Source organism: Olivibacter sp. SDN3 (genome assembly GCF_014334135.1).
Classification (GTDB): Bacteria; Bacteroidota; Bacteroidia; order Sphingobacteriales; family Sphingobacteriaceae; genus Olivibacter.
On record NZ_CP060497.1, the window covers coordinates 4023280 to 4049885 of the forward strand.

Here is a 26606-nt window from a genome sequence, read left to right on the forward strand (position 1 = left end):
AGCATTAAAGGCGTTCTTTTACCTCAATTAGAAATGCCTTGAGTTTTTCTAAGGAGTTAATGACGCGCTGATTTTCCTTTGCTTGATTTTTATTGGTTTTGAGGTAGTCCCTAGCTCCCTGTAAAGTATACCCCTTCTCTTTTACTAGGTTAAAGATAATTTTGAAGTTTTCAATATCTTCAGGAGTAAATAGCCGATTTCCTTTTTTGTTTTTCTTCGGCTGTATAATATCGAACTCGCGTTCATAGAACCTTATTTGGGATGCGTTTACCCCAAACATTTCCGTAACTTCACCCATCGTGTAGTAAAGCTTATTAATTTCACGTTCTTTATATGGCATTCTTTTTCAACTGATTAATGTTACGCATAAGATGCATTGCCAATAAAATAATAATCAACAAATATGATATGCTTTCCAAAACTAAATGAAAATACCTAAATATTCAAATGGATCTAACGTTTTGGTCAACTATATGAGCAATGATTTTTATTTTGGTTGAAAAAGAACCTACGTGCTTATTTGATGGATAGGAAGTAACTACCACCGTTTTTTTATTTTCGTAAAATTCGTCCTTAGCTGATGAGAAAATTAATTTAAAAAGCTATATTTATAAGCTAACGGTTAAAGAAAGCATATCATAGTAGAACCATCATTGTTTATGAACAAGAACTTTTTTGAGCATATAGCCCACGCATTTGAAACACCGCTAACGAACTCTGTACTCATATTTTCCTTAATTTTATTTATTATCTTATTGGCGCCGATCTTATTGAGAAAGATCAAAATTCCAGGGATTATAGGTTTGATTTTATCAGGAGTTGTTATTGGCCCGCATGGACTGAATATCTTGGAACGTAGTTCAGCGGTGGAGTTATTTTCTACTATTGGTTTGTTGTACATCATGTTTATTGCCGGATTGGAGCTAGACATGAATGAGTTTAGGAAAACGAGGCATAAAAGTCTAGTATTCGGTTTTTACACCTTCATCATACCCATTTTAATAGGTTATCCGGTATGTTATTATATGCTGGACTTCGATATGGGAGCTAGCATATTGGTATCAAGCATGTTTGCTACCCACACACTAGTCGCTTATCCGGTAGTAAACAGCTATGGTATTGCGAAAAATCAGGCGGTGGCCATTACAATCGGAGGAACCATACTTACTGATACGGCTGTTCTTATTATTTTAGCTGTCATTGTAGGTTCTTCTCAGGGGCAGCTGGATCAACAATTCTGGATTAAACTTACTATATCCTTTGCCGTCTTCCTTGGTATTATGTTTGGTATCATTCCTAAAATTGCAAAATGGTTCTTTCAGAGGGTTGAAAGTGAAAAAACATCCCACTATATTTTTGTATTACTTGTCGTTTTCTTTGCCGCTTTTATGGCGGAGGTTTCGGGACTGGAACCTATTATTGGAGCATTTGTTGCCGGCTTGGCACTCAATAAATTCATTCCACATTCGTCAGCCCTAATGAATCGAATTGAATTTATTGGAAATGCGATTTTCATACCATTTTTTTTGATAAGTGTAGGTATGATCGTCGATGTAAAAGTGCTTTACAGTGGTCCGGCGGCATTGATAGTTGCTGGCACGTTAACAGTGGTGGCTATATTAGGAAAATGGATAGCTGCCTGGTTCACACAGGTTACCTTTAAATACAGCTCGGCACAAAGACAAGTTATATTTGGCCTGAGCAGTGCCCACGCTGCAGCTACATTGGCTATTATTATGGTTGGTTACGCCAATGGCATCATCAATGAAAATGTTTTAAATGGCACAATAGTACTCATATTGATCACCTGTATCGTGGCGTCTATTGTGACTGAAACAGCATCGAAAAAGGTTATTTTGGCAGGTGAGCAGGATGTGATATCGGAAGATAAGGATGTGCTAAAGGATGAACATATTCTTGTACCTATTGCTAATCTTAATAATATGGAGATTTTATTGGATTTTGCAACAATGATAAAAAACAAAAGGTCACCCCATCCCGTTACTATATTGTCTGTGGTACCAAACAATGATCTCGCAGAAGAGAATTTAAAAAGAGCTAGGAAGAATCTTGACTCAACGGCAAAGTATGCATCAGGGAGTGAAATTGAAGTGAATATGATGGCTACTATTGATTATAATATTGCGGGGGGGATCAGTAGAGCATCGCGGGAGATCATGGCCGACAGTATATTACTAGGCTGGCCAAGTCAAGTAGGTATTATTGAAAAGATGGTTGGAGAAAAGACGGAGAGCATTCTCAATAGGACAGACATTAATATTTTTATGTGCCATTTTGGTAAGCCTTTTGTAGGCAATGATAGAATTTTACTCATATGTCCTCCAATGGCTGAGGATGAGAAAGGATTTTCGTATTGGCTTAACAAGTTAGCACGTTTAGCTCAAGAACTTACGTTACCGATCTTTTGTATAGCTAACCAAAGGTCTGAGCATGCGATACTAGATTATTTTAAGAAAAACAAGGTTAGTGCTACTATAAAATTTCTCCTTCATGAAGTATGGGATGAATTTCTTTCTTTTAAGGCTTATGTAAAGGAGTCTGATTTACTGGTTTTTGTTTCAGCACGGGCAGGCGAAGTTTCTTATCAACGAATGTTTGATGGCATTCCGAAGAAATTGGCTCGAAAATATGAACATAATAATAGAATATTAGTTTACCCGAGCAGAAGGCCTACCAGTATGTTCGACAATTATGAAGAAGTGGGTGCAATTCCAATCAACAGCGGTTTAACCCATTTGCAACGTGTAGGTAAAGGGCTTAGTAACGTGTTGAAAATCAAGGTAAAAAACAAGGTGTCGAATAAATGAAAAATGATTTATGGCGGATCGAATAACAAGTAATGAAAAAGGTCAGTTAAGTGTTCCAGCAGTTCCTATTATTCCGTTTATAATTGGGGATGGCATCGGGCCTGATATATGGAAAGCTTCTGTACGTGTATTTGATCATGCAATTGAGAAGGCGTATGTTGGCAAAAGGCGTGTCGAATGGAAAGAAATATTGGCTGGTCAGAAGGCGTATGACACAATAGGGGAATGGTTGCCGGACGAAAGTATAAGCGCAATGCGTAATTATGTAGTGTCTATTAAAGGACCTTTAACTACCCCGGTTGGTGGAGGTATCAGGTCGCTAAATGTGGCTATTCGACAAGCTCTTGATCTTTATGTTTGTCAGCGTCCATTGTCATGGATTAAAGGTGTCCCTTCCCCTGTCAAACACCCAGGGGATGTAGACATGATAATCTTTAGGGAAAATACGGAGGATATTTATGCAGGGATCGAGTTTGAAGCAGGTAGTGAAGCAGTAAAAAAATTAACATCTATTTTAATGGACACCTTTGCTATTGACTACCCATTTAAGAAAGAAACCGCTATAGGTATAAAACCGGTATCTAAAGCAGGCTCTGTACGGTTGATTAGAGCAGCCATTGAATATGCCATACAGCATGGCTTACCTTCAGTAAGTTTAGTGCATAAGGGAAATATAATGAAGTATACGGAGGGAGCGTTTAAGAATTGGGGCTATGAACTGGCGGAGGAAGTATATCCCGATAAGGTGTTTACATGGAACCAATGGGAAAAGTTAAAGGTGGAGGCTGGGGAGTCCGCTGCTAATGACGCGTTGAAAGCCGCAGAGGAAGAAGGAAGAGTAATTATTAAAGACGTGATTGCAGATAATTTCTTGCAACAGATTCTTCTTAACCCTAAAGACTATGCGGTTATAGCCACGTTAAATTTGAACGGCGACTATATTTCTGATGCACTTGCTGCAATTGTTGGTGGCATAGGCATCGCTCCTGGAGCTAATATAAATTATTCAACAGGTCACGCTGTTTTCGAAGCGACGCATGGCACTGCTCCCAGGTTTGCTGATACGGACACCATGAATCCGTCATCTGTTATACTAAGCGGTGTAATGATGTTCGACTATTTAGGGTGGCGTGAAGTTTCGGAAGTTATAAAGACAGCTCTGCGTAAAACAATAAATGAAAAGCGAGTAACGGTAGATTTCTTTAATCAGATGAGCGATGCTACGCTGCTTAAAACAAGCGAATTTGCAGATGCTATTATAGGTAATATGGCTCATCAGCAGAAGTAAAAAAACAGTTATAAGTAATGAAATATTTATGCTATATCTTTAGTGCTAAATAAAAATAGTACGTTTGTAGTTTAAATATATAATACTGTTGGAGGACAGATAAACGGTTATATGGCAAAAATCTTGCTTGTAGAAGATGATACTACATTTTCAGCTATTTTAGATGGCTTTTTGAAAAAAAATGGTCATGATGTTGAAGTAAAATATAATGTAAAAACAAGTATCAAGACGCTGGACGATTCCATTGATCTCATGTTATTGGACTATCGTTTGGGTGATGGTACCGGATTGGATGTTTTAGAGGAAATGCGTAACAGGGAACTGAATATTCCTGTTATCATTATGACAAGCTTCAACGATGTGCGTACTGCTGTAAGAGCCATGAGACAAGGAGTTTTTGACTATATCACGAAACCAGTAAATCCAGACGAATTGCTAATGGTGTTAAACGAGGCTTTAACCAACAAGACCAGTATCTATGTCCCAGACACATCTAAAACTGAAAAAAAGCAAGATTCGATTGAAACGACTGATTTTGTGAAAGGTATCAGTCTGCCGTCAAAAAAATTACACGAGTATATAAATTTAGTAGCTCCTACTGATATGTCTGTGTTGGTAAGGGGTGAAAGCGGTACCGGTAAAGAATACGTGGCGAGGTCTATTCATTTAAACAGTAATAGAGCAACCAAGCCTTTTGTCTCAATAGATTGTGGGACACTATCAAAAGAATTGGCGGCCAGCGAATTGTTTGGTCATATAAAAGGGTCTTTTACGGGGGCACTGACTGATAAAAAAGGGCAGTTTGAGGAAGCAAATGGTGGTACACTATTTCTAGATGAGATAGGCAATTTGACTTACGATGTACAGGTCAAACTATTAAGGGCATTACAGGAACGAGTTATTCAACCAATAGGAGCCAATAAACACATTAAAGTAGATGTCAGGGTAATTGCCGCTACAAACGACGATTTGTTGGGAAACTCTTCTGCCGGGAGTTTTAGGGAAGATCTATATCATCGTATCAATGAGTTCGAGATAATCGTACCAGCCTTAAGAGATCGAGAACAGGATATGAATACATTTATAGAATTCTTCGTTGATAAAGCTAATAAAGAATTAAATCGCAATGTATCCAGTTTGTCTGATGAAGTGCGATCTATTTTTTATGCTTACGATTGGCCCGGCAACCTCAGAGAACTAAAGAATGTAATCAAAAGAATGGTGCTTCTAACACCAGGAGACAGAGCCGAGATTTCTGCACTACCAGATGAAATGGTATTGTCTATAAAACATGATAAACAGCTCAAAGTAGTAGCAGATCATGATCATATTGCTTCTGATTTGAAATCACAAAGTGAAGCACATGAGCGCCAGTTGATCATAGATGTCTTACAACAGGTTAAGTACAATAAGAGTAAGGCAGCTCAAGTTTTAAATATCGATAGGAAAACACTTTATAATAAATTAGAGAAATATGGTATCTCATGATTGAACATTTATGAGGAAATACCGGTATTTATAGCTGGAGTGTGCAATTCGTCGTTTAGATAATCCAATAATCGGTATAGCTGATCAATTGTCGATTGGATTTCAAGAATATCAAAGGTGTTGCTACGTATGTCGATTTCCAGTTTTCTTAATTTAATAGCAATTTTTTGCCCACCTATCTGTGAAGTCCTACCAGCCAGTTTATGGCAGATTAGTGCCATCTGATCTCTATCATTAGCTTGCAAAGCATTTCTTAATCTAGCGAGGTCCTTTGTGGTGTCCTTTTTAAATATCGTGAGTATTTTGAGCATCTGGTTCTCATCATTAAAAACCATCTTCCTAAGATTTGAAAAGTCGAAATCACGCAAGTCATTTCTATTTCTTATTTTTATGGTCTCTTCAATGTCCTTTTTGAGGCCTAGTAGCCGTAATAAATCTATTTCCTTAAAAGGTTTTAAAAGTAAACCGTCGAAACCTTGTGCTAGTATTTGTTCACGTTCTTCGGGTAGTGCTTGAGCCGTAAAGGCATAGGTTTTAACATGATCACCTATACGGGGTTTTAGTTCACGGTTCAATTCAATACCGGTCTTTCCAGGCATGCGCATATCCATTAATAAAATGTTTACTTCTGGGTCCCAAGAGGTGCTAAGTAATTCTTCTGGGTTGGAAAATGTGCGGTGATCGATCCCATATTTATTAAAAATATTATGACAAAGTTCTAGTATAAAATCGTCATCATCAATAACCCAAATGGTGCCTGTAAAATCGTGTATTGGCAGGAGATCCTCTCCTAAAGCCTTATCTGATAGCGGATAGGCGGTCTTTAAGGGGATGTAAACTTCGAATATAGATCCTTTGCCCAATTCGCTGTTAATATTAATGGTGCCTTGCATAGCGTCACATAAGGTTTTAACAATGCTTAATCCTAAGCCGCTCCCAAAGTGCACGCCAGAATTTGAATTTTCAGCTTGCTCAAATTCATTGAAAACCCGATGGATATCTTCCTGCGGAATACCTCTTCCTGTGTCATTTACTTGTATATACAGTTCTGAAGTGGCACCACGTTCCTTTGTTTCTACATTTAATGTAATAGTACCTTCGTCTGTGAATTTAATGGCATTGCTAAGTAAGTTATATAATATTTGTTTTATGCGAAAAGGATCTCCATAAACATATCCATTTTGATCAATATCTTTGACGAATATAAGCTTTAAGGCTTTTTGTTCTGCCTGTAACTGCATGGCAGCAATCACTTCATCAACGAGTTGCTCCAAATAAAAGTCTTGGTTATTAAAGTTAAACTTACCTGAATTTATACGGTTATAATCTAATATTTCGTTTACTATCTGCAACAAATGTTCCGATGATTGATAGATAACATTTACTTTACGACTATTTAAGGGATTTTCTTCGCGCAGCTGTTCTGCGTAACCGATAATGGATTGTAAAGGGGTACGTAGTTCATGGCTCATATTCGAAAGAAAACGTTGCTTTGCAGCGCTGTGATATTCTGCTTCCTCCTTTGCTATTTCCAGCTCCATCCGATAACGATTGCTTTTTCTAATATCGGCCAATATCAATAATACCAACACAGCGGTGATCACAAAGAAGCCCAACACAACTAAGTTGATTCTATTGACACTGTGATTGATAACCGAACGCGCTTGGGCATTTTCGTCTTCCATCTGTAACATGCCCTCGTTCTCAACGTCATTAAGAATATTAAGCATTTTACTGACCAATAGGTTACCCGCGTAAGTAAGCTCAATTTCTCGGTCAATGAAAGAGCTGCTCTGTGCTCGTTGGGTTTCTTCAATTTGCCGTAATACACTATCGATAAGTTTAATGGCGCTGTCTTGCCTAGCCGTACTAATAGTGTCTATCAAGACATTTAATTCTTCTTTAACAATCCGGCGCGGTTGTGTTACAACATTGGGTTCTATTTGAGGTCTTTTTCTAGAGCCAAATAGTTTGCCAAAAAAAGACCGGTCGTCTTGCATTGAAAAGGAATCTATTTTTGCAACGTCGCCAGGCTCAATAGTCGTTGTTTCAATTTTCTTTCTACTGGTGACTACCGTACTATCTGCCTGAGGAGTGTTTTGTAGAATATCTCCTATTGTTTGCAATTGTTCTGAGAATTCATGACCATCTACTAGTCTTTCTCTTACTTGTACATAAGCTTTAAAAAGCTTATCGCGTTCCACCAGCAAATGTTTTATGGAATCAATTCTCTTGATCTGTTCGTTTTCTTCGGAATATAGACTTTTAAGCGAGTCTAGTGTCTGAGAAACGAGTTTGGATTCTTGCTGAAACTGATCGTAAGTGTCGTTGTCATAAGCCAACACTTGTGCACGCTGCAATTGATCAAGTTGCATAATATCTTTTGATACCTGGCTTACCAGCCGCATCTTTTCATTCGGTTTGGCAATATTATCGACAGTTGAAAGAACACGTGTAAATGCATCTTTACTGATAATCCAAGCCGTTCCCAAAGCTGCACAGCAACAAATGAAGACAAATATTACTTTTCTTCTTACATTTCTGTTTGATTGCTTTTGATTTACCATTATTGTAAAGTTAATGATTTTTTATCAGTGATAAATATGATGTTATTCATAATAAAAACTTACTTTTGTTTTCATGCCGACCATCTTTCGGTTGCTTTGTTAATTTAGACCGCTCCTTCCATATCCAAAAAATCTGTAAAACTCCGTTCAAGTCCGCTACTTCTTTCGCTTTCATTCAGCTATACTTCGCTCATACTTTACCTATGCTTCGCCTATTCCTCAGCTGTTCGTCACCTACTATCGCCTATAAGACGCTTATAACCGAAGCGGATAGGAGCGAGGTACCACATGAATGGAATAAGGATTTACCATGAATATCCAGTCTGAACATATAATGTGTTTTTAAAAGGGAGGCAATGGAAATTAGCATAATTGATTAAATGAAAAAGCCTATAGACCAATCAATTTGGTCTATAGGCTTTAACGATCGTAAAAGCAGCCTTATTGGTTTCCTTGCAGGAACACAAATTTATTATCGAAGGTGTCCAGTTTTATCTTACTTTCCTTATCTATTTTTCCAGCAAGTATTTCTCTCGATAATTCATTGAGAATTCTTTTTTGAATAACCCGTTTTAGTGGACGTGCTCCAAACTGTGGGTCATAACCCAATTGTGCAAGCCAATCCAAAGCTTCGTCAGAAGCGTCAATTTGTATGCCCATTTCTGCCAATTGCCTTTGTATGCCTTTGAATTGTAAACGTACTATTTCTCCAATTTCCTCTCTATTTAGCGGAGTAAACATGATTACTTCATCAATACGATTCAGAAACTCTGGTCGGATTGATTTTTTTAGCAGTTCAAAAACTTCATTTTTTGTTTTTGCAATAACCTCATCTTTATTTACTTCATTCAGTTCGCTGAAATTTTCCTGTATCAAATGGGATCCAATATTGGAGGTCATTATGATGATCGTATTTTTGAAATTTACCACGCGTCCTTTGTTGTCCGTTAGGTGTCCATCATCGAGCACTTGTAATAGTATGTTGAAAACATCGGGGTGTGCCTTTTCTATCTCATCCAAAAGTACAACAGAGTAAGGACGACGGCGAATGGCTTCGGTGAGCTGTCCGCCTTCTTCATAACCAACGTATCCTGGAGGCGCACCAATCAGCCGAGAAACAGCATGGCGTTCTTGATATTCACTCATATCAATGCGCACCATCGAATGTTCGTCGTTGAATAAGAATTCTGCGAGTGCTTTCGCCAGTTCGGTTTTACCAACCCCTGTGGTTCCCAAGAATATGAATGAACCGATCGGACGTCTTTTATCGCTTAACCCAGCTCTTGATCTACGGATTGCATCTGAAATAGCCTCTATAGCCTCACTTTGTCCCGCTACACGCTTATGAAGTTCTTCTTCTAAATGAAGTAATTTTTCTCTTTCACTCTGTATCATTTTGCTCACAGGTATGCCGGTCCATCTAGATACCACGTCAGCTATATCCTCCGCCGTTACCTCTTCTTTGAGCATTCGCCCTTTACCTTGCTTTTCTTCTAATTCTTTTTTTAACTGTTCAAGCTCGTCCTGGGCCTGTTTGATACGACCGTAACGAATTTCGGCTACTTTCCCATAATCTCCAGCCCGCTCTGCTTGTTCAGCTTCGAGCTTAAAATCCTCTATTTGCTGGACATGGTTATTTAAATTGTCAACAAGTGACTTTTCACTTTGCCACGAAGCTCTTAGAGAGTCTCTTTCGGAGGCGAGGTTGGCAATTTCTCTGCTGAGCTCTTCAACTTTAACCGTATCGTTTTCCCTTTTTATCGCTTCCCGTTCGATTTCCAGCTGCATTATTTTACGCTCAATTTCGTCCACGGCTTCTGGCACAGAATCCATTTCTAAACGCAATTTAGAAGCGGCTTCATCCATCAGGTCAATAGCCTTATCGGGTAGAAACCGATCAGCAATATAACGTTGAGACAATTCCACTGCAGCGATAATGGCTTCATCTTTTATCCTTACTTTATGATGGGTTTCATACCTTTCTTTGATACCTCGTAAAATCGATATAGCATCTTGGGCATCCGGTTCGTCAACCATCACTTTTTGGAATCGACGTTCCAATGCCTTATCTTTTTCAAAATACTTTTGAAATTCATTTAATGTAGTGGCTCCGATAGCACGTAATTCACCTCTAGCCAACGCCGGTTTTAGAATATTAGCCGCATCCATAGCTCCTTCACCTCCTCCGGCACCAACTAATGTGTGTATTTCGTCTATAAAAAGTATAATTTCACCGTTGCTATCGGTTACTTCTTTCACTACAGCCTTTAAACGTTCTTCAAATTCTCCCTTGTATTTGGCGCCTGCAACAAGAGCCCCCATGTCAAGTGAAAAAACAGTTTTGCTTTTTAGATTTTCCGGAACGTCACCTTTGATAATTCTGTGTGCAATGCCTTCCGCTATAGCTGTTTTACCAACACCTGGCTCACCAACCAAAATTGGGTTGTTTTTGGTTCGTCTAGATAAAATTTGTATAACTCTCCTAATTTCATCATCTCTCCCAATTACCGGATCTAACTTGCCCGACTCCGCAAAATCATTTAAGTTGCGTGCATATTTGTTCAGCGCATTATAAGTTGCCTCCGCATTTTGGTCGGTTACACGACTATTGCCGCGTAACTCTGTAATTGCCTTTTTTAAATCTTTTTCTGTAACACCTTGATCTTTCAGCGAGGCAGCTGTCTTATCTCCAGCATTTAAAATACCTAACAAAAGATGCTCAACCGAAACAAACTCATCTTTAAAATCTTTTAGGTATCCTTGCGCCTTCTGTAATGCAGTGTTTGTTGATGTAGATAAGTATACATTACTGCCACTTACTTTTGGAAAACTATTGATCTGTTCATCCAACGAATCGTTTAATCTATTTATATTAACATTAAGTTTTTTAAATAAGTGATTTACAACATTTTCATCCACCATTAATAGGGCCTTGAGTAAATGGGCATTCTCTATGGCCTGGTGCTGATTTCCACCAGCTATTTCCGAAGCTTTCTGAATAGCCTCTTGTGCTTTGATTGTAAAATTGTTTAAATTCATTTTTTTATTATTAAAATACATTTCGATGAATATCCGGAAGTCACCTTCCGCTTCTTTTTCTTATAACTGAAGAGGAGGTAATTGGTAAAGAAAAGTAAATTTTCCAGTACGAAGAACGACGTTACTTCCGATATTTTTCCGTAATTTAATATCAAAACGAATACCAGCGGAACAAGTTTTTATAAAGTAGACATTTTGTCTTATAAATTTATATGAATATGACTAAGTGTCTGTTCTATAGTTTCTTATGATGAAAAAATGTCGTGCATATCACTATTGAAATTTGCAGGGATTTTATGTTGAAGTGAAAACGTCGCTGGGGGCGGTGATAGAGGAAGTCGAAAGTGTTAACTATCAACTATGTTTCTAGTGTATTTTTTAGTTTAGAAGTCTCAAAGTCTACCAGCTTTTTTAGTGGGCCACTAGCAATCATTTTCATCATCATATTTAAATCGGCAATAATTGTAAATACAGCTTCAGTTGCCGTCGCATCAATCATATTTAGTTTCCAAGTAAGCGACAGGTCAAAGGGTGCTTCTCCAACCGGTACAAATAAGATCTCTTTATTCTCTATCCGCTGACCTATCTTTAGTGATAATTTGGTCATATTCTGAACCGTGAAGCTGGCTTCATCTGTTGTTGATGACCAATTGTACACGTTCTCCGGCATTAGTTGTTCGTGATTGTTACAATCCGACAAAAAATTATAAACAGTCTCTATAGGTTGTTTTATAATGCATTTGCTTGCTATAGTAGTCATAGTAACTCGGTGTAAATAGGATTATACAGCTTTAGGTTCCCAGTTTGCAGGATCCCTTCGCCATTCGCGTAAAAGTTCTTCTTCCTCATGGGGTATAAATCCGTTTTCAGATGCATATTTTATCAATGCGTTGTAGTTTGATAAAGTAGTATACCTACATTTCGCTGCTTTGAAGTTTTCATCGGCAACATCAAATCCGTAACTGAAAATGGCTACCAAACCTACTACATCACAGCCTGCTTGACGAAGAGCCTCAACAGCTTTTAAACTACTCTTTCCCGTAGAGATTAGGTCTTCTATAATAACAACACGCTGGCCCTCAATTATTTCTCCCTCAATCATGTTTTGTCTGCCGTGATCTTTTGCACTTGCCCTTACATAAGCGAAAGGTAATCCTAACTCTTGCGCTACTAATACGCCTTGAGGTATACCAGCGGTGGCGACGCCGGCTACCATACCTATGGAGCCAAACTCCTCCTGAATGACTTCTGATAACTTCTGACGGATATAGGTTCTCACCGTAGGATGTGATAAAGATATGCGGTTATCACAATAAATAGGCGACCTCCAACCTGAAGCCCATGTAAAAGGTTTGGAAGGTTGTAATTTAATTGCTTTAATTTGTAATAAAAATTCAGCAACTTTTTGTTCAATCTCACTTTTGTGATTCATGACGCAAATTTATAAAATTTATATGAACGAATCGGTCCTTATTGTGGCTGATTTTAAACCTACCGAATTAGAGGGTTATCAACAAATTGATTTACAGTTATTTGATTTTGTTAAACTTTTTAAGAAAAGTAAATTGTTGGCTCAACCCGATAATTTTCTATTATTGGTTGAAAGTCCGAAGACATTTTTCAGAGAAATTAAGAAAAACTTACGTGTGATCGGCGCGGCGGGCGGTCTGGTGAAAAATGGAACGGGTAAGTTTTTGTTTATACACAGGCTGGGAAAGTGGGATTTGCCGAAAGGAAAAATAGATCCAGGCGAAAAAAGTAAAAAGGCCGCTGTTAGGGAAGTGGAGGAGGAGTGTGGGATAAAGGTTGATTATTTGGGTCAGAAAATACTATCTACTTATCATGCCTACGAGATGAAGGGTGAGGTCGTGCTAAAGAAAACAAATTGGTATGAAATGGGGGTGAACAAATCTCCGGAATTGATACCACAATATAGTGAAGACATCACAGATGCGCAGTGGATTCGTAAAGAGAACCTATCGAAAGTATTAAGTAATACCTACGGCCTTATAAAAGATGTGCTTAAAGAAAATGACTTATAAATAGTTGATTACTTCTTTGGGAACTAAATGATTTATTATACCATTGTTTTTTAAAATATCTCTAACGATGGTGGAGCTGATGTGCCCATTGCCTGGGCTGCTCATTAACAAAATAGTTTCGATACTGGGAGTTAACTGTAAATTGTTTTGTGCAATGGCATTTTCAAAGTCAAAATCCGTGCTATTCCGCAATCCTCTTAAAATATATTGGGCATTTATTTTTTTGCAATAATCAACTGTTAAACCTGTATATGTGCCAATGGTAACGTTGGAGTTGCCGCTAAAGATTTCGTCTAAGATATCAGAACGTTGCTGCAAGGTTAACAATGGCGTTTTGGAACTGTTGAGCCCAATAGCCACATGTACTTCATCAAAGAGCGGGAGTGCTCTGCTAATAATATCTAAATGAGCATTGGTAATAGGATCAAATGATCCAGGGAATAGCGCAATTTTTTTTCTCATAGTGTGGCTTTAGTAGTTGAACTCGTTTTTTTCAAACTTATGTAAAATTGGCTTGATATACAAAAATGCAGCATCTAGCCGCTTGTTACGTAATTGTCCATTTCATAAAAACTAAACGACGAGTAACCATATTTTCTTTGTTCGGTAAAACAAGGGTGATCATTGATTTTTTTTGTGCTCGGATGTTCGAGTACGAATAATCCATTGGGCTGTAGTAGTTGATATTTAAAAATCATAACTGGTATCTGAGAAAGCTCCGGCAAATCATAGGGTGGGTCAGCAAAGATAAAATCGAAGCGTTGTCGACAATTAGGTAGAAACTTCAGTACGTCGTATTTTAACACATCGATTTGTGGCAAATCGAACTTCTTCTTCAATGATTGAATGTGTAAACAGCATTTCGCGTGTTTATCTACAGCGCTAATATGCTTAACTTGACGGGACGCTAATTCCATCGTAATATTGCCCGTACCACTAAATAAATCGAGGGCTATAATATCTTCCCAGTCTAGTCGATATTGTAAAATATTAAAGAGAGCCTCTTTCGCAAGGTCAGTTGTAGGTCTAACAGGCAAGTTTTTTGGAGCCACAATTCTAGTCCCTTTTAATGTGCCGCCTATTATACGCATGACAAACCCAGAAGTGTGACGTTTCGATATAACTTATCAATTATCAAACTATTGCTGCATTGTACCTGGTCGGTCAGGTCTAAGAAACGAACACGGGTACTGTATTTAGTAAGACGTTTGTAGTAATCACTTTTTTCGTCGACTTTTCCGGTGACTAATATGGATGTGTCTACTAATTTTATGTTTAGCTGTTCAACAATAGTTAATAAGAAAAAATTGAATTCATCGGCATCGACGGTTGGCTGAACGGCGTGATATATTAGCTCCCCACTTTCAAAATATGTGAAGTCAGATGCGCTTTCTTCAAAATTTATAGCCAATACTGTATCTTCTCCCCTTAGTTGTTTTTGAAGTACATTTAATAATATGGCAGACCTAGATATAACGTCAAACTCCTTGTACATGTTTTCAACAGCACGCAACGTATCATAAGGTGCAGAATACAAACACTGTATGCGCTGGTTGCAAGTGCTATTTCCTAATAATTTATGCTGTTGCTTTGATAGACACAATAAGTTAAGATAGTATATGTTTTGCTGTTCCGTATATAATTCTTTGGGTATCAGTAGTATGTTGTTGTTGTTGTATATTATTTGTTTAGATTTGTAAGGTAAATTTAGGAGATGATTAACTCGATCCTCTTCTAGATCGTTTTGCCAAGATAATAATAATAGCAATGCATGGCTGTTGTCAAGAATAGATAGCTGATTTCTAATCTCGCCTAGCTGTATGAATAATTGGTAGTCCTCACTTTTTTCAACTGTGAAGTTATCGTCTATAAATTCTATTCGTAATAATTCACTCATCATTAGCAAAAGTACCCTTTAGAAACGATATTGCAAAAAGCAATTTTTTGTATTAGGTTTGAATGTGGAACTTACACGAGCGCTTATCCAATCTTTTTTGGGTACACCGACTACACAACAGTTAAATGCATTTAAGCTGTTTGAGAAATTTTTGGTTACTCCAAACGATAAAATATGTTTTATCCTGAAGGGATATGCAGGAACAGGTAAGACAACTGCAATCAGTGCGATAGTAAAGGCATTACCAATGATAAATATGCGTTCCGTTTTACTTGCACCAACAGGACGGGCTGCCAAAGTGATGCAAACATACGCTGGGAAGAAAGCGACTACCATCCATAAAAAAATCTATAGAAAAAAGGTGGCAGGTACACCGGAAATGAATTTCAGCTTATCCGATAACCACCACAAAAATACCTTATTTATTGTTGATGAGGCCTCAATGATCTCGAATGAGGATATTTCACTTGATCGAAAAAGTTTATTGGAAGATTTGATAAACTATGTGGAGCAAGGTAAGGATTGTCGTTTAATGTTTGTTGGAGACGTTGCACAGCTTCCACCTGTTGGTTTAATAGAAAGCCCAGCTTTGGATGCTGCTTATTTAAACCGTTTTTTTGGTTATGAAGTATTCAGCTATGAGTTAACAGATGTCGTAAGACAGGACAAGCATTCAGGCATTCTGTTCAATGCTACATCGATTCGTGAACAGATTAGGCTTGATTCAGATTGTCATGATCGACTTAGATTTCCTAAATTAAAGGTGGGAGGTTATAGAGATGTTTTTCGTATGACGGGTGAACGTTTAGTGGAGGGACTGCATTATGCCTACGATAAATATGGTATGGAGAACACGTTGGTTATCTGCCGTTCAAATAAAAATGCTAACTTATATAATCAAAACATAAGAAATCGTATATTATATCGTGAGGAGGAACTTACCGGTGGGGATCATGTGATGGTTGTTAGAAATAACTACTATTGGACATTTGAAAGTGAGCAAATCCAAAGTTTCATTGCAAACGGAGATATGGCGGTTGTAAAACGAGTTAGAAACGTACACGAGCAGCATGGTTTTCGCTTTGCCGATGTGACATTGCGTTTTATTGATCAGGAGGAACAGGAGCCTTTATCTTGTAGGGTGCTGTTGGATGTACTATATGCGGATGCGCCCGGTTTAGTACAAGAAGACCATAGAAAGCTGTTTGAGGCGGTCATGAGGGACTATGAATATATTGAAAATAAGAAAGACCGACTAGCTGCTATAAAAACAGATCCATACTATAATGCCCTACAGATCAAGTTTTCAATGGCTGTTACCTGTCATAAAGCACAAGGTGGGCAATGGGATGCTGTTTTTATAGACCAGGGTTATTTAACCGACGAAATGTTGGATACAGAGTTCTTACGTTGGCTTTATACGGCTTGCACACGGGCGACAACAGAATTGTTTCTTTTAAATTTCAATGACCAATTTTTTGATTGATATACGAAAGCGCTCTGTGTTGGTAAACTGATAGCCAGTAAATCTTAAGAGTTAGTTATTTTCAGGTGTTTGGCCGAAACCCGTTCACCATAGAATAAAGCAGCTTTTTGATTAAAAGCTTTTGGACTTTCGGTTGTATAGAATTCCTTTATACCATTTTTTGAACATGTTAAATCAATTTCGGAATGTCTGCTAAGGTAATCAGCTAAGCTTTTCGCAACAATATGACCTTGAGTGAGTAGCCGAATACCTTCAGGGGTAAGGTTTTGTATAATAGGGAGTAACAGCGGGTAATGTGTGCATGCTAATACAATAGTATCAATGTTTGACGAAAGATTTAATAATCTTTGTACATGTTGCTTAACAAAATATCGCGCACCGGGTGAATTAATTTCATTGTTTTCCACCAATGGTACCCACATGGGGCAGGCTTCCTGGTATACAGTAATATCGGGAAAGAATTTATTTACTTCCAGTATATATGAATGCGAATTAACTGTGCCCGATGTGGCCATGATACCGACCTGTCTGGTTTTTGTATAGTGACCTATAATTTCTGTTGTAGGCCTAATGACTCCAAGTACCTTTCTTGTATCCGTATACGCCACCAGATCTTTCTGTTGAATAGTACGTAAGGCCTTAGCAGAAGCAGTATTGCAGGCGAGTATCACTAGCTGGCATCCCATACTAAAAAGCTGTTCTACACATTCCAAGGTATACATGTAAACGGTTTCAAACGAACGTGTGCCATAAGGCACGCGCGCATTGTCACCCAGATAGATGTAATCATATGCTGGTAATACTTTTGCTATTTCCTTAAACACGGTTAAACCGCCATATCCAGAGTCAAATATGCCTATAGGTCCCATTTACTTTTCAAAAGGCAAACTTAGATAAACTTTCCCTTGCATACAAGGGGATCGCGCAAACTTAAAAAGCTTGTTTAATCAGTCATCGGTTTTCTGGCCCATTCCAGTTCTTCCCAATTAAGTTTTTCGAAGTTTGGAGTGAAAGAATACGGATCGCTAATGGTCATAAGTAGTTCGAATTGTTTAGCGTAAGGTGTTTTCAGTAGAGAACCTTTTGGAATATAAGGATAAGTGTCTAGGTATGTTAAAATTTTGTCTGGCGATATTCTTCTATGAATGTAAGCCCGATGGATATCATTTGGATGTTTTATTCCTGCTGCGGCCATTAATTCACACGCGCTCTTAATGGTTTGTTTATGAAAATTGGCTACACGCACTCTTTTGTCTTCTACAACCAATCCTCTTACGAGAGTGGGATTTTGCGTAGCAACTCCTACAGGGCATTTATTGGTATTACACTCCAATGCTTGAATACAACCTAAAGCCATCATCATTCCTCTAGCGCTATAACATAGATCAGCTCCAAGCGCAAAACATTTCACTAAGTCAAAACCAGTCGCAATTTTGCCGGAAGCCATAATTTTTATGTGTTTCTTTAGATCAAAACCAGTAAGAGCATCATATACAAATGCCAACGCATCACGCAAGGGCATTCCAACATGGTTAGAAAACTCCAATGGCGCGGCTCCTGTACCACCTTCACCGCCATCAACTGTAACAAAATCAGGGTATATCCCCGTTTCATTCATCGCTTTACAAATAGCTATGAATTCGCTTCGATGGCCAATGCATAACTTAAAACCAATAGGTTTTCCCTTGGAGAGGGAGCGTAGCAGTTTAATAAAATTTAAGAGTTCAATAGGAGTCGAAAATGCACTATGATAGGGTGGAGAATCAACATCTTTACCTTTTTCTACCAAGCGTATGTAGGCAATTTCATCCGTTACTTTTGCTCCTGGAAGCATGCCCCCGTGGCCGGGTTTAGCTCCCTGAGATAGCTTTATTTCAATCATTTTGACTTGTTCCATGTTAGCCCTTTCCTGAAAAGCATCTGGATTAAAATTACCATCAGGATAACGACAGCCAAAATAACCGGTACCAATTTGCCAAATAATATCACCACCACCCTCTAGGTGGTACTTGCTTATAGCTCCTTCTCCCGTATTATGCGCAAAATTTCCTAGTTTGGCTCCTTGATTTAGCGCCATAATAGCATTTTTACTTAATGAACCGTAACTCATAGCCGATATGTTGAAAACGCTGGCAGAGTAGGGTTGTTTACAGTTCGGGCCGCCTACAATTACCCGTGGAGGTTCAGTGATGGTATTAAACGGAAGGGCGTTAATACTATGGTTTAGCCATTCGTAGTTGTTCTCATACACGTTTAGCTGTGTTCCAAAGGGTGTGGTATCGAGTTCTTGTTTAGCTCGTTGATATACGACGTTTCTATGTATCCTACTGAATGGACGGCCATCCGTATCACTTTCGATAAAGTATTGCTGTATTTTAGGTCGAAGGTCTTCCAAGAGATAGCGGAATCTTCCCACTAATGGGAAATTTCTCCTAAGAGCCTGCCGTGGTTGAACAATATCAAGCAAGCCTATAACGAATAAAGGTATGGCGAGTAAGAGTATCCATAGAATTGGCGTCCACCAAAAGCTTCCGATAAATATACTTAAAAAAGTGAAGATAGATGCATAAATAAATGTGGTTTTCATATTGCTGATTTAGTCCTTTGTGATACTGTTTCTTTCGACAAAATATTATCTTTGTGCTATATAATTTGAAACAAAGGTTATAAGATATTATGAGAATGAAATAAGAAAAGGTGGTTTTTCTGATAGCATGACGTTTTTATGATTTAATTTTATCACTTTTTGACTTAAAGTATATTAACCATATGCGTTTTTGGCTGAAATAATTCGGTATAGCGGATTGGAAATATTAAAAAATTACTGATGAGAATATTACTTATTAATGGGCCAAATTTAAATTTATTGGGCATTCGCGAACCTGGTATCTACGGAGATAAAGGCTTTGAGAATTATTTTGCCGAATTAGTCGAAACTTTTCCGGAGGTTGAGCTGAATTATTTTCAAACAAATCACGAGGGAAGCATTATTGACAAGCTGCATGAGGTAGGTTTTTCTTTTGATGGTATTGTGATCAACGCAGGAGCCTATACCCATACATCAGTGGGTATTGCCGATGCCATAGCAGCAATAGATACACCTGTTGTTGAAGTGCATATATCGAATATACATGCAAGGGAAGTGTTTAGACATCAATCTTTTATGGCGAAAAATTGTATGGGTGTTATATGTGGTTTCGGATTAACTAGTTACCGCTTGGCCGTACAGAGTTTTTTATAAAAATAATCATAATTGTTATTTGTACATCTTGCTCCAAATTTCGTAAATGGGATCACCTTTGGAGCTAGCGCCGCTATGATGCCATTGTCCGTTTTCTATTTTACCATCGAAACTTAACGATGCTCCAACACGGTCATTGTCTCGCGAGAAAAATTCAATATGCTCGGTATATTTATTATTGTCAAAGGTATATGTACCTCCACCAGTTCCAGAAAATTCTCCGGTTTTTATGTTGATCGCTATCCATTGAAATCTTGTTCCTGAAAGAATTTTAAGTGTTCTACGATCTCTCAAAGGCATTTCATTCATTTTGTCGTTAACTTGCCTACCGGTAATTCTCCAAACGCCTGACAAAGGAGCGTTGTTGTCATCGATTTTTGTCCATGATAAATCTTTCCCACTAATATTGGTTTTCAAAGTGTTTGATAAGGAAGCCATATATACGTGCCCACCACCAACATCGGATTTGTCTTGAGCATTAAATTCTACATTTACCTTTAATTTATCACCCTGTAAACTATATGGTCCCCCGCTTGTATTAATAAATTTTTTATTTTTGACATCAAATATACTATAAGATAGGTAGCCGTCTACCAAAACGAGGGTATGTTCGGTGTCTCCTTCTTTAACATGCCATGTACCCTCTATCGTAGTTGTTTGCGCATTTATAGTGGCTACAAAAAAAACAAGAAGAAATGAACTGATAGCTGTAGATAGTTTCATATTTTAACTGGTTGTCTATAGACTATGATAACAATAATCACGTTTTTTTGTTTTTTAGACTATAGATGTCGTCACAAAAATTTTTCTTGTTTTAATTTGCTGTATTTTTTTATTCCCCGAGCAAAATAGTCCCACACAATACTCCCATTATAGACGCACGAAATTTTATAGTTTTTTATTTGTTTTTTACGTTTATTTGCAGTTTTTCTGAAGTTTCTAAAAAAACTAATGTGGGCTTTATTTACAGCTAACGCATCTTTTCGTTTACCCTCATATAGGAAGCGGATCAAGGCTAGTAGATCTAACCATAAGCGCAGACAAATAACAAATAATGCAGATATTAACGATAGATTCTTCTGTAGCATATAAAGGCTATTTCGGAAGTTAAGATAAGTTTTATAAGGATTTTCTTTGTTCAGGGTACCTCCACCAACATGATAAACCGTTGATTGAGCGCAATACCAAATTTTATACCCTGCGGCTTTTAATCGCCAGCATAAATCAATTTCCTCCATATGTGCAAAGAAATCATTATCTAGTCCATGCATCTCCTGCCAAGCGTCCCGTCTGATAAAGAATGCTGCTCCAGTTGCCCAGAATATCTCTCTTGATACGTCATATTGCCCATGATCGGTTTCGGTAGAGTCAAGAATTCTGCCGGCACAAAACGGATAACCAAATTTATCTATGTAACCTCCGGCGGCCCCCGCGTGCTCGAATTCTTCAGGTTGACGATAGGATAATATTTTTGGTTGAACTGCGGCGATAGCAGGGTCACTTTCCATCATTTTTATAACCGGTTTTATCCAATCTCTACTTACTTCGACATCCGAATTTAACAGGATGAAGTAGTCAGCATCGACTCGATTGAGTACGTAATTATAGCCTGCAGCGTAGCCTAAGTTAACTCCTGTCTTAATTTGTTTTATCTGTGGGTAATTATGTGCTAAGAATCTTACGGAATCATCCGTTGAACCGTTATCACCCACTACAATCTCCAGGTTTGAATAGTTACTTGAGCAAATAGATGGAAGAAATTTCTCTAAATACGATTTTCCATTCCAGTTTAATATAACAATTGCTACTTTTTTGATCATGAGATTGGTTTATATTTCCATCGGCGATGTGACCACAACCACAGTTCAGGCCGCTGCTTAATGATGTTTTCCAGAAACTGAACGTGTTTTGCGGTTATCCGATGTGCATCAGCATTTTTTGGTTCCGAGCACAGTGTCGTGAAAGTGCATTCATAATACCCACGCCTTAGCCGATTAATATGGCAATATACAACTGGAAAGTTGGTGCTTCTTGCTATTTTCTCTACCCCTTGAAAAACAAGTGTTTCCTGACCTAAAAAGGGAGTGTAGTAGTTGGATTCACTGGGTGCAGGTGTCTGATCGGAAAGAAAGATGCTTACGTGAGGAATATCTTTATGAGATAATATTTGCCTGAGTGTTTGCTTCATCGGAACCATCTGAGCACCGAATCTACTCCTTATTTTATTAAAAATACTTTCAAAGCCTTTGTTAGTTAAGGGTTTATAGATGATTAGAACCGGGTTGTTTATCATTAATGATAAGCTGTGTATCCCTAATTCCCAGTTGCCGTAATGACCTGTGACCCCAATAACAGATTGCTTGCGGTCTAGATATTGATATACTTCTTGTGGGTTGTTAAGTCGGATTCTTTTACGTACTTCCTTAGCGGTGATGGCTTTCATTTTAATGGTTTCCAACACCATGTCTGCAAGGTGTTTGTAGAATTTTTTAGTAATCTTGTTTCTCTCACTTGTTGTTTTTTCTGGAAAAGCCTGAGATAAATTTTCATCGACAACGCTTTTGCGGTAGCGAAAAACATAGTATAAGAGAATAAATAATATATCGCTTAATACATATATTAACCAAAAAGGAAACAAAGACACTATTCCGATTAAAAAGGATAGTATGCGGTTGCCGATATTCATTTAATACTAAAAACTAATTTGTTCCTGTTAAAGAAACGTGCGCAAAACTACAAAGTGCAAATATAATATTTAGTACTCAGCTTTTGTTGCGAAGATTTGATCACGAATATGTATTTTCGTCTTTTCAAAAAGCTAATCTTTATAATGGAGAAGAATAATTTATTCCCTTGTCTATATTTACCACCTATTGCTGCTGTATCAGAAATGTTAAAGGAACCAGATAAGCAAATACTTATAGAGCAATTTGAACATTTTCCGAAGCAGACATATAGAAACCGAGCGGTTATTCATTCGCCTAATGGCAAACTGAATTTAATCATTCCGATAGTGAAAGGAGCAAAGGTACATACGATAATGAAAGACGTAAAAATAAGTTATGAAAGTAATTGGCAACGCTTACATTGGATGAGCATACAGACATCTTATCGGAGATCGGCCTATTTCGAGTTTTATGAAGATGAGTTTATACCTTTTTTTGAAAAAAAGTACGATTTTCTAATAGATTATGATGTAGCCCTATTATCGTTAATTTTGAAACTGCTGAAAGTTAATAAAACAATATGCTATACCAACACTTATGAGAAAAATTACACAAAAGGCATAGATCTGCGCGAAAGTATTCATCCTAAAAAAAAATACCCAACCTATGATGTTAAGCCGTATTTTCAAGTATTTGAACCAAAAAACGGCTTTATAGCTAATTTGAGTATTATTGACTTATTGTTTAACCAAGGTCCTAATAGTTTAAATTATTTATAATTAGTAAAACAATGCCATAAGGCTAAACGTTCGTATAGGCAGTAAGACAAACGTTATAACCATGCTAAGGCTTTTTTTATTGTTTATATTTACTACGCTTTTTGCTCAGGGTATGCTGCTTGCTCAACAGCAGCGGTTTAGGTTGATAACTAAGGAAGGAACTAACCAGAAAATAAGTAAACATACTGATACGATTCATAGCAGCAAAGTGTATATTGTTAGTGGCAGTTTAGGTGTAGGTATTCCGATGGGGAGAACACGGGAGGTCCTGGATGTTCGTTTAGCGAGTAGTTGGGGGATGGATATTTCTTTACCCAACAGACATTATGTGTTATATCCTTCGCTTGATATGTGGTCTTTTGGGTATAATCAGCAGAATTTAGACAACCAGTCTTCGTACTTAATAGAAAATGGTCGCGCCCGTTATTTTAATTTAAATCTTCCAATTGGAACACGTAGACAGTTTCATCGATTAAACTCTTATGTAACTATCGGCCCTTCTGTCGGGTTATTCTTCGAGCCTCGTGCAGTTGTTCAAAGTACACAAGTGATACGAAATGACTTTACCAGTAAATTGCTGATGGGCGGACGGATAAGCGCTGGAGCGGATTATAAATTTAAAGGCTTTTTTATTTATTTTGATACAGGCTGGATGCATTCATTTGGCAGTATACAAGACAGACCCTTAAATATATTATCGTTTTACGTAGGGTTAAAAACCGATATTACCAATGTAGCCGATAGGGTAATAACTGTATTTGAGAGAAAGGGGACTGACGTCAAAGCTGACCCGCAGCAATGATGCAGACGTTAACTGTTCGGTGAATCGACCTTTAATAGTTCCATTTTCTCACAAACCTTGTTAAGGTCTTGTGTTATTTTCTTTATGAAGAGAACCTGTTCGGTGATGAGTTTGGTTTCTTCATTAGTTATTTCGTTTTCATTTATAGTTAATTTCGCTAAAACGTCAATTTCGATAAATGGATCGTCTGTTTCAGAAGGTTTAAATTGTTTGATAGTTCGCGCCAATTGCAGTAATACACTCTTTAAAAGCTTAATATGCTCATGTATTATAGATTCTTCATCGGCATTGATTACAACGTTTACTAATGCTACAGAGTAGGAGGATAATATGTGATTGTATATTAAGAACTTATTTAAATCGTTTGCATTTTTTTGTTTGCTCTTAGGTTCTGTAATCATCCGCTGGAAAGTCGATGTCATATTGGCCATACAAACATAAACATCTTTTCTCACCAGTTTATATTCTGTTTGTGTAATTGTTATACCTGCCATATATTCTAAAGCTTTAACCAAGTAGTTGTAGTTGGCAATTAGTAACTTTCGCATAGTGCTTTGAATATTTTTGCTTTCCCAGCTAGGAAAAATAATATAGCTTGATGAAAAGGCGAGTAAACTACCTATCACAGTATCAACTACCCTTTCCTGTAATATTTGAATGGTTCCTATTCCCAAAAAGCTATAAAGTATAAGTAAATAGGGGGTTAAGAACATTACACCAAGGATGTAGTTTCTTCGAATGAAGCTATAAGCAAGCACCATAAAGACCATCAGGAAAGCAAAGCGTGCAACCTCTTCTTCTACAATTAATAACACACCAACCCCTGCAACTCCTCCGATGATTGTTCCGACCATACGTTGGTAGTTTCGTTGTTTGGTAAGGCTGAAACCCGGTTTTAAAATCACCAATACTGTCATTAGTATCCAATAACTATGATTTCCAAAAGGAATAAATTTAGAAAGTCCGTATGCAATGAGCATCACAATTACCATTCGGAGCGCATGTCTAAATGTTCCAGAACCCAAACTAATATTGTCTTTTAAAATTTTAGGATTGAAAGATTGGTGAGAGAGAAATTTGCTGAGATCTGTCTCATCATTTTTATCTAAAAGACGTTCTTTTGTAGTAAAGTGTTGGTAGATGTTTTCTATCTTATCTGTCAAATCTCTGATGTTTATCAATACTTTTTTGAGCACCACGGCATTTTTTCCATGTGCTTCTATTTGATCTATTGCAGTTTTGATATTCTCAATATTCGACTTAAAATTATAAAGCTGTTGAGGCCTTTTATTGGCATTAATGTGATAAGCTAAGTTGTCCATTTCGTTTGCAATACGATTTAACGTTAGCTTGATAATACGTAGGGCGTGTGTATTATTGAAATTCTTCCTAATGGCTTGATAATCATAATGTGTAGCCATTATCTTTTCAAAGACATCCACCATATCGGTAAAGATAACGACAAGTAGACGGCCTATTTGGGTCGTATCTTTTACAATAGCTTTACTTTTGAAAAGCAGTTCACGTACAGTATCTTGATGTTGGTGGATAATCACTTGCTGATCAATCAGTTTTTGATAATTTTTTTCACTATCTATTTTTAAGTCATAAAAGTTTGCTTTTAATCGCAGATAGGTGGCCGTATTTTGAATAGACTCAGCTAAAGCCTGCTGCGAAAGGCGAAAGGGTCTGAATTGCGTGAGTGTTAAACTCAAGAGCATATACCAAGCGGCACCTACTGTTATAAGAAATGCATGCGCCAGAGGGGTGTCTGCACCCATTTTTAAATCGTCAATATTTAGAATCATGACGAGGATAGATGCGGTGCCTAAGGCTGCCGCTCTTGCGCCATAAACAGCTATCATACACATACTAAAGCAAAGTATGGACAAAAGAAAGACGGTCGCAGGCTCATATTGATTGATCGTTTTGGTTATAAATGAAATCAAAAAAATGGAGCCTACCAATACCAACATAGCATTTCTACGATCTTTCGTAGGCCCAGGAGTATCTACTATACTGGTAATAATAGCCCCTAATGAAACTACAGTTCCTATTTTAATATCTCCAATATAGGAAAATAATAAAGCGGGAACCAATGCGCCAAAGGCAATCCTCAATCCGTCTGCAAAATACTGGCTGTACAGAAATGATTTAATCTCTTGCGTTTGTTTCATTGGTATTTACCACTTTTTAAGACTTTGCGGCTATCTTCTTTCATCGGTATCCTACTTAACTGCTTTCTTTCTTATCAGCGTTCCAGTAGATTTCACGAGAAAAAATCAGAAAATTCAATTTGATATGATACGCTAAACCAAAATTGTGCCTATCTTGGATTTATGGACGAATATACGAAATAATTGTATTAGTTCCGGCTATTTCTATTGTAGGCTTTAGCCGCTTTATATCTTCATAATTTGCTATAGGTTAGGTAGGTTTTTATTCCTTTAGCTTATTTGCTCCAACTAAATTGCAATAGGATT

At 37.6% G+C, this 26606-nt stretch carries 22 protein-coding genes; 8 read left to right on the forward strand and 14 right to left on the reverse strand.

The window, feature by feature from the left end; all coding sequences use genetic code 11:
- Positions 1-4 precede the first annotated feature (4 nt).
- Entirely contained in the window at positions 5-340 is a 336-nt protein-coding gene (locus tag H8S90_RS16720) for a MerR family transcriptional regulator (protein WP_187338998.1), read from the reverse strand.
- A 319-nt stretch (positions 341-659) separates the two neighbouring features.
- Between H8S90_RS16720 and H8S90_RS16725 the strand changes: the two genes are divergently transcribed.
- The 3 genes from H8S90_RS16725 to H8S90_RS16735 all read left to right on the forward strand — a co-directional run bounded on the left by H8S90_RS16725 (position 660) and on the right by H8S90_RS16735 (position 5604).
- On the forward strand, positions 660-2828 hold the full coding sequence (locus tag H8S90_RS16725) for a cation:proton antiporter (RefSeq protein WP_187338999.1): 2169 nt from the start codon (positions 660-662) through the stop codon (positions 2826-2828).
- 10 nt (positions 2829-2838) lie between these two features.
- Positions 2839-4116, forward strand: coding sequence for an NADP-dependent isocitrate dehydrogenase (icd, locus tag H8S90_RS16730; protein ID WP_187339000.1), 1278 nt, complete (start codon positions 2839-2841; stop codon positions 4114-4116).
- A 111-nt stretch (positions 4117-4227) separates the two neighbouring features.
- Positions 4228-5604 carry a sigma-54 dependent transcriptional regulator gene (locus H8S90_RS16735; RefSeq protein WP_187339001.1) on the forward strand — a complete coding sequence of 459 codons (1377 nt, stop codon included), beginning with the start codon at positions 4228-4230 and terminating at the stop codon, positions 5602-5604.
- Positions 5605-5612: 8 nt separating this feature from the next.
- Here the strand turns inward: H8S90_RS16735 and H8S90_RS16740 are convergent, their stop codons facing one another.
- The 4 genes from H8S90_RS16740 to pyrE form a co-directional block, all read right to left on the reverse strand.
- Positions 5613-8171, reverse strand: coding sequence for a hybrid sensor histidine kinase/response regulator (locus H8S90_RS16740; RefSeq protein WP_187339002.1), 2559 nt, complete (start codon positions 8169-8171; stop codon positions 5613-5615).
- A gap of 441 nt (positions 8172-8612) precedes the next feature.
- Positions 8613-11210 (reverse strand): ATP-dependent chaperone ClpB, encoded by a 2598-nt coding sequence (gene clpB / locus H8S90_RS16745; protein ID WP_187339003.1) that lies wholly within the window; start codon positions 11208-11210, stop codon positions 8613-8615.
- A 358-nt stretch (positions 11211-11568) separates the two neighbouring features.
- Positions 11569-11970 carry an SRPBCC family protein gene (locus H8S90_RS16750; RefSeq protein WP_187339004.1) on the reverse strand — a complete coding sequence of 134 codons (402 nt, stop codon included), beginning with the start codon at positions 11968-11970 and terminating at the stop codon, positions 11569-11571.
- Between the two features lie 21 nt (positions 11971-11991).
- Positions 11992-12642 (reverse strand): orotate phosphoribosyltransferase, encoded by a 651-nt coding sequence (gene pyrE / locus H8S90_RS16755; RefSeq protein ID WP_187339005.1) that lies wholly within the window; start codon positions 12640-12642, stop codon positions 11992-11994.
- A gap of 22 nt (positions 12643-12664) precedes the next feature.
- On the opposite strand from pyrE, the gene H8S90_RS16760 reads away from it, so the two are divergent.
- A complete protein-coding gene (locus H8S90_RS16760) occupies positions 12665-13252 on the forward strand; it encodes an NUDIX hydrolase (RefSeq protein ID WP_255501638.1) in 588 nt (195 codons plus the stop codon).
- Here the strand turns inward: H8S90_RS16760 and coaD are convergent.
- The 3 genes from coaD to H8S90_RS16775 form a co-directional block, all read right to left on the reverse strand.
- On the reverse strand, positions 13247-13714 hold the full coding sequence (gene coaD, locus H8S90_RS16765; RefSeq protein ID WP_187339007.1) for a pantetheine-phosphate adenylyltransferase: 468 nt from the start codon (positions 13712-13714) through the stop codon (positions 13247-13249). The two genes, H8S90_RS16760 and coaD, sit on opposite strands and share 6 nt — an antisense overlap.
- 74 nt (positions 13715-13788) lie before the next feature.
- Positions 13789-14343 (reverse strand): RsmD family RNA methyltransferase, encoded by a 555-nt coding sequence (locus H8S90_RS16770; protein WP_187339008.1) that lies wholly within the window; start codon positions 14341-14343, stop codon positions 13789-13791.
- Complete coding sequence (locus H8S90_RS16775) at positions 14334-15152, reverse strand: DUF3822 family protein (RefSeq protein WP_187339009.1); 819 nt, start codon at positions 15150-15152, stop codon at positions 14334-14336. The genes H8S90_RS16770 and H8S90_RS16775 overlap by 10 nt, the downstream gene beginning before the upstream one ends.
- A gap of 61 nt (positions 15153-15213) precedes the next feature.
- Between H8S90_RS16775 and H8S90_RS16780 the strand changes: the two genes are divergently transcribed.
- Entirely contained in the window at positions 15214-16635 is a 1422-nt protein-coding gene (locus tag H8S90_RS16780; RefSeq protein ID WP_187339010.1) for an ATP-dependent RecD-like DNA helicase, read from the forward strand.
- A 44-nt stretch (positions 16636-16679) separates the two neighbouring features.
- On the opposite strand, the gene murI is transcribed toward H8S90_RS16780, so the two are convergent.
- Together murI and H8S90_RS16790 are read right to left on the reverse strand one after the other, a co-directional pair.
- The gene (gene murI, locus H8S90_RS16785; RefSeq protein ID WP_187339011.1) at positions 16680-17504 is read right to left on the reverse strand and encodes a glutamate racemase; all 825 of its coding nucleotides are present in this window, start codon (positions 17502-17504) and stop codon (positions 16680-16682) included.
- Positions 17505-17578: 74 nt separating this feature from the next.
- Positions 17579-19222, reverse strand: coding sequence for an FMN-binding glutamate synthase family protein (locus tag H8S90_RS16790; RefSeq protein ID WP_187339012.1), 1644 nt, complete (start codon positions 19220-19222; stop codon positions 17579-17581).
- A gap of 240 nt (positions 19223-19462) precedes the next feature.
- Between H8S90_RS16790 and aroQ the strand changes: the two genes are divergently transcribed.
- Positions 19463-19876: a type II 3-dehydroquinate dehydratase gene (gene aroQ / locus H8S90_RS16795; RefSeq protein ID WP_187339013.1), complete on the forward strand. Its 414-nt coding sequence runs from the start codon at positions 19463-19465 to the stop codon at positions 19874-19876.
- 15 nt (positions 19877-19891) lie between these two features.
- On the opposite strand, the gene H8S90_RS16800 is transcribed toward aroQ, so the two are convergent.
- The 3 genes from H8S90_RS16800 to H8S90_RS16810 form a co-directional block, all read right to left on the reverse strand.
- On the reverse strand, positions 19892-20599 hold the full coding sequence (locus H8S90_RS16800) for a membrane or secreted protein (RefSeq protein WP_187339014.1): 708 nt from the start codon (positions 20597-20599) through the stop codon (positions 19892-19894).
- Between the two features lie 71 nt (positions 20600-20670).
- On the reverse strand, positions 20671-21696 hold the full coding sequence (locus tag H8S90_RS16805; RefSeq protein ID WP_187339015.1) for a glycosyltransferase family 2 protein: 1026 nt from the start codon (positions 21694-21696) through the stop codon (positions 20671-20673).
- On the reverse strand, positions 21693-22562 hold the full coding sequence (locus H8S90_RS16810) for a lysophospholipid acyltransferase family protein (RefSeq protein WP_187339016.1): 870 nt from the start codon (positions 22560-22562) through the stop codon (positions 21693-21695). The genes H8S90_RS16805 and H8S90_RS16810 overlap by 4 nt, the downstream gene beginning before the upstream one ends.
- A gap of 144 nt (positions 22563-22706) precedes the next feature.
- Between H8S90_RS16810 and H8S90_RS16815 the strand changes: the two genes are divergently transcribed.
- Entirely contained in the window at positions 22707-23321 is a 615-nt protein-coding gene (locus H8S90_RS16815; RefSeq protein ID WP_187339017.1) for a WbqC family protein, read from the forward strand.
- Between the two features lie 61 nt (positions 23322-23382).
- Positions 23383-24123, forward strand: a complete 741-nt coding sequence (locus tag H8S90_RS16820) for a hypothetical protein (RefSeq protein ID WP_187339018.1) — start codon at positions 23383-23385, stop codon at positions 24121-24123.
- A gap of 8 nt (positions 24124-24131) precedes the next feature.
- Here H8S90_RS16820 and H8S90_RS16825 read toward each other — a convergent pair whose 3' ends face one another.
- Positions 24132-26300, reverse strand: coding sequence for an FUSC family membrane protein (locus H8S90_RS16825; RefSeq protein WP_187339019.1), 2169 nt, complete (start codon positions 26298-26300; stop codon positions 24132-24134).
- Positions 26301-26606: the final 306 nt, after the last annotated feature.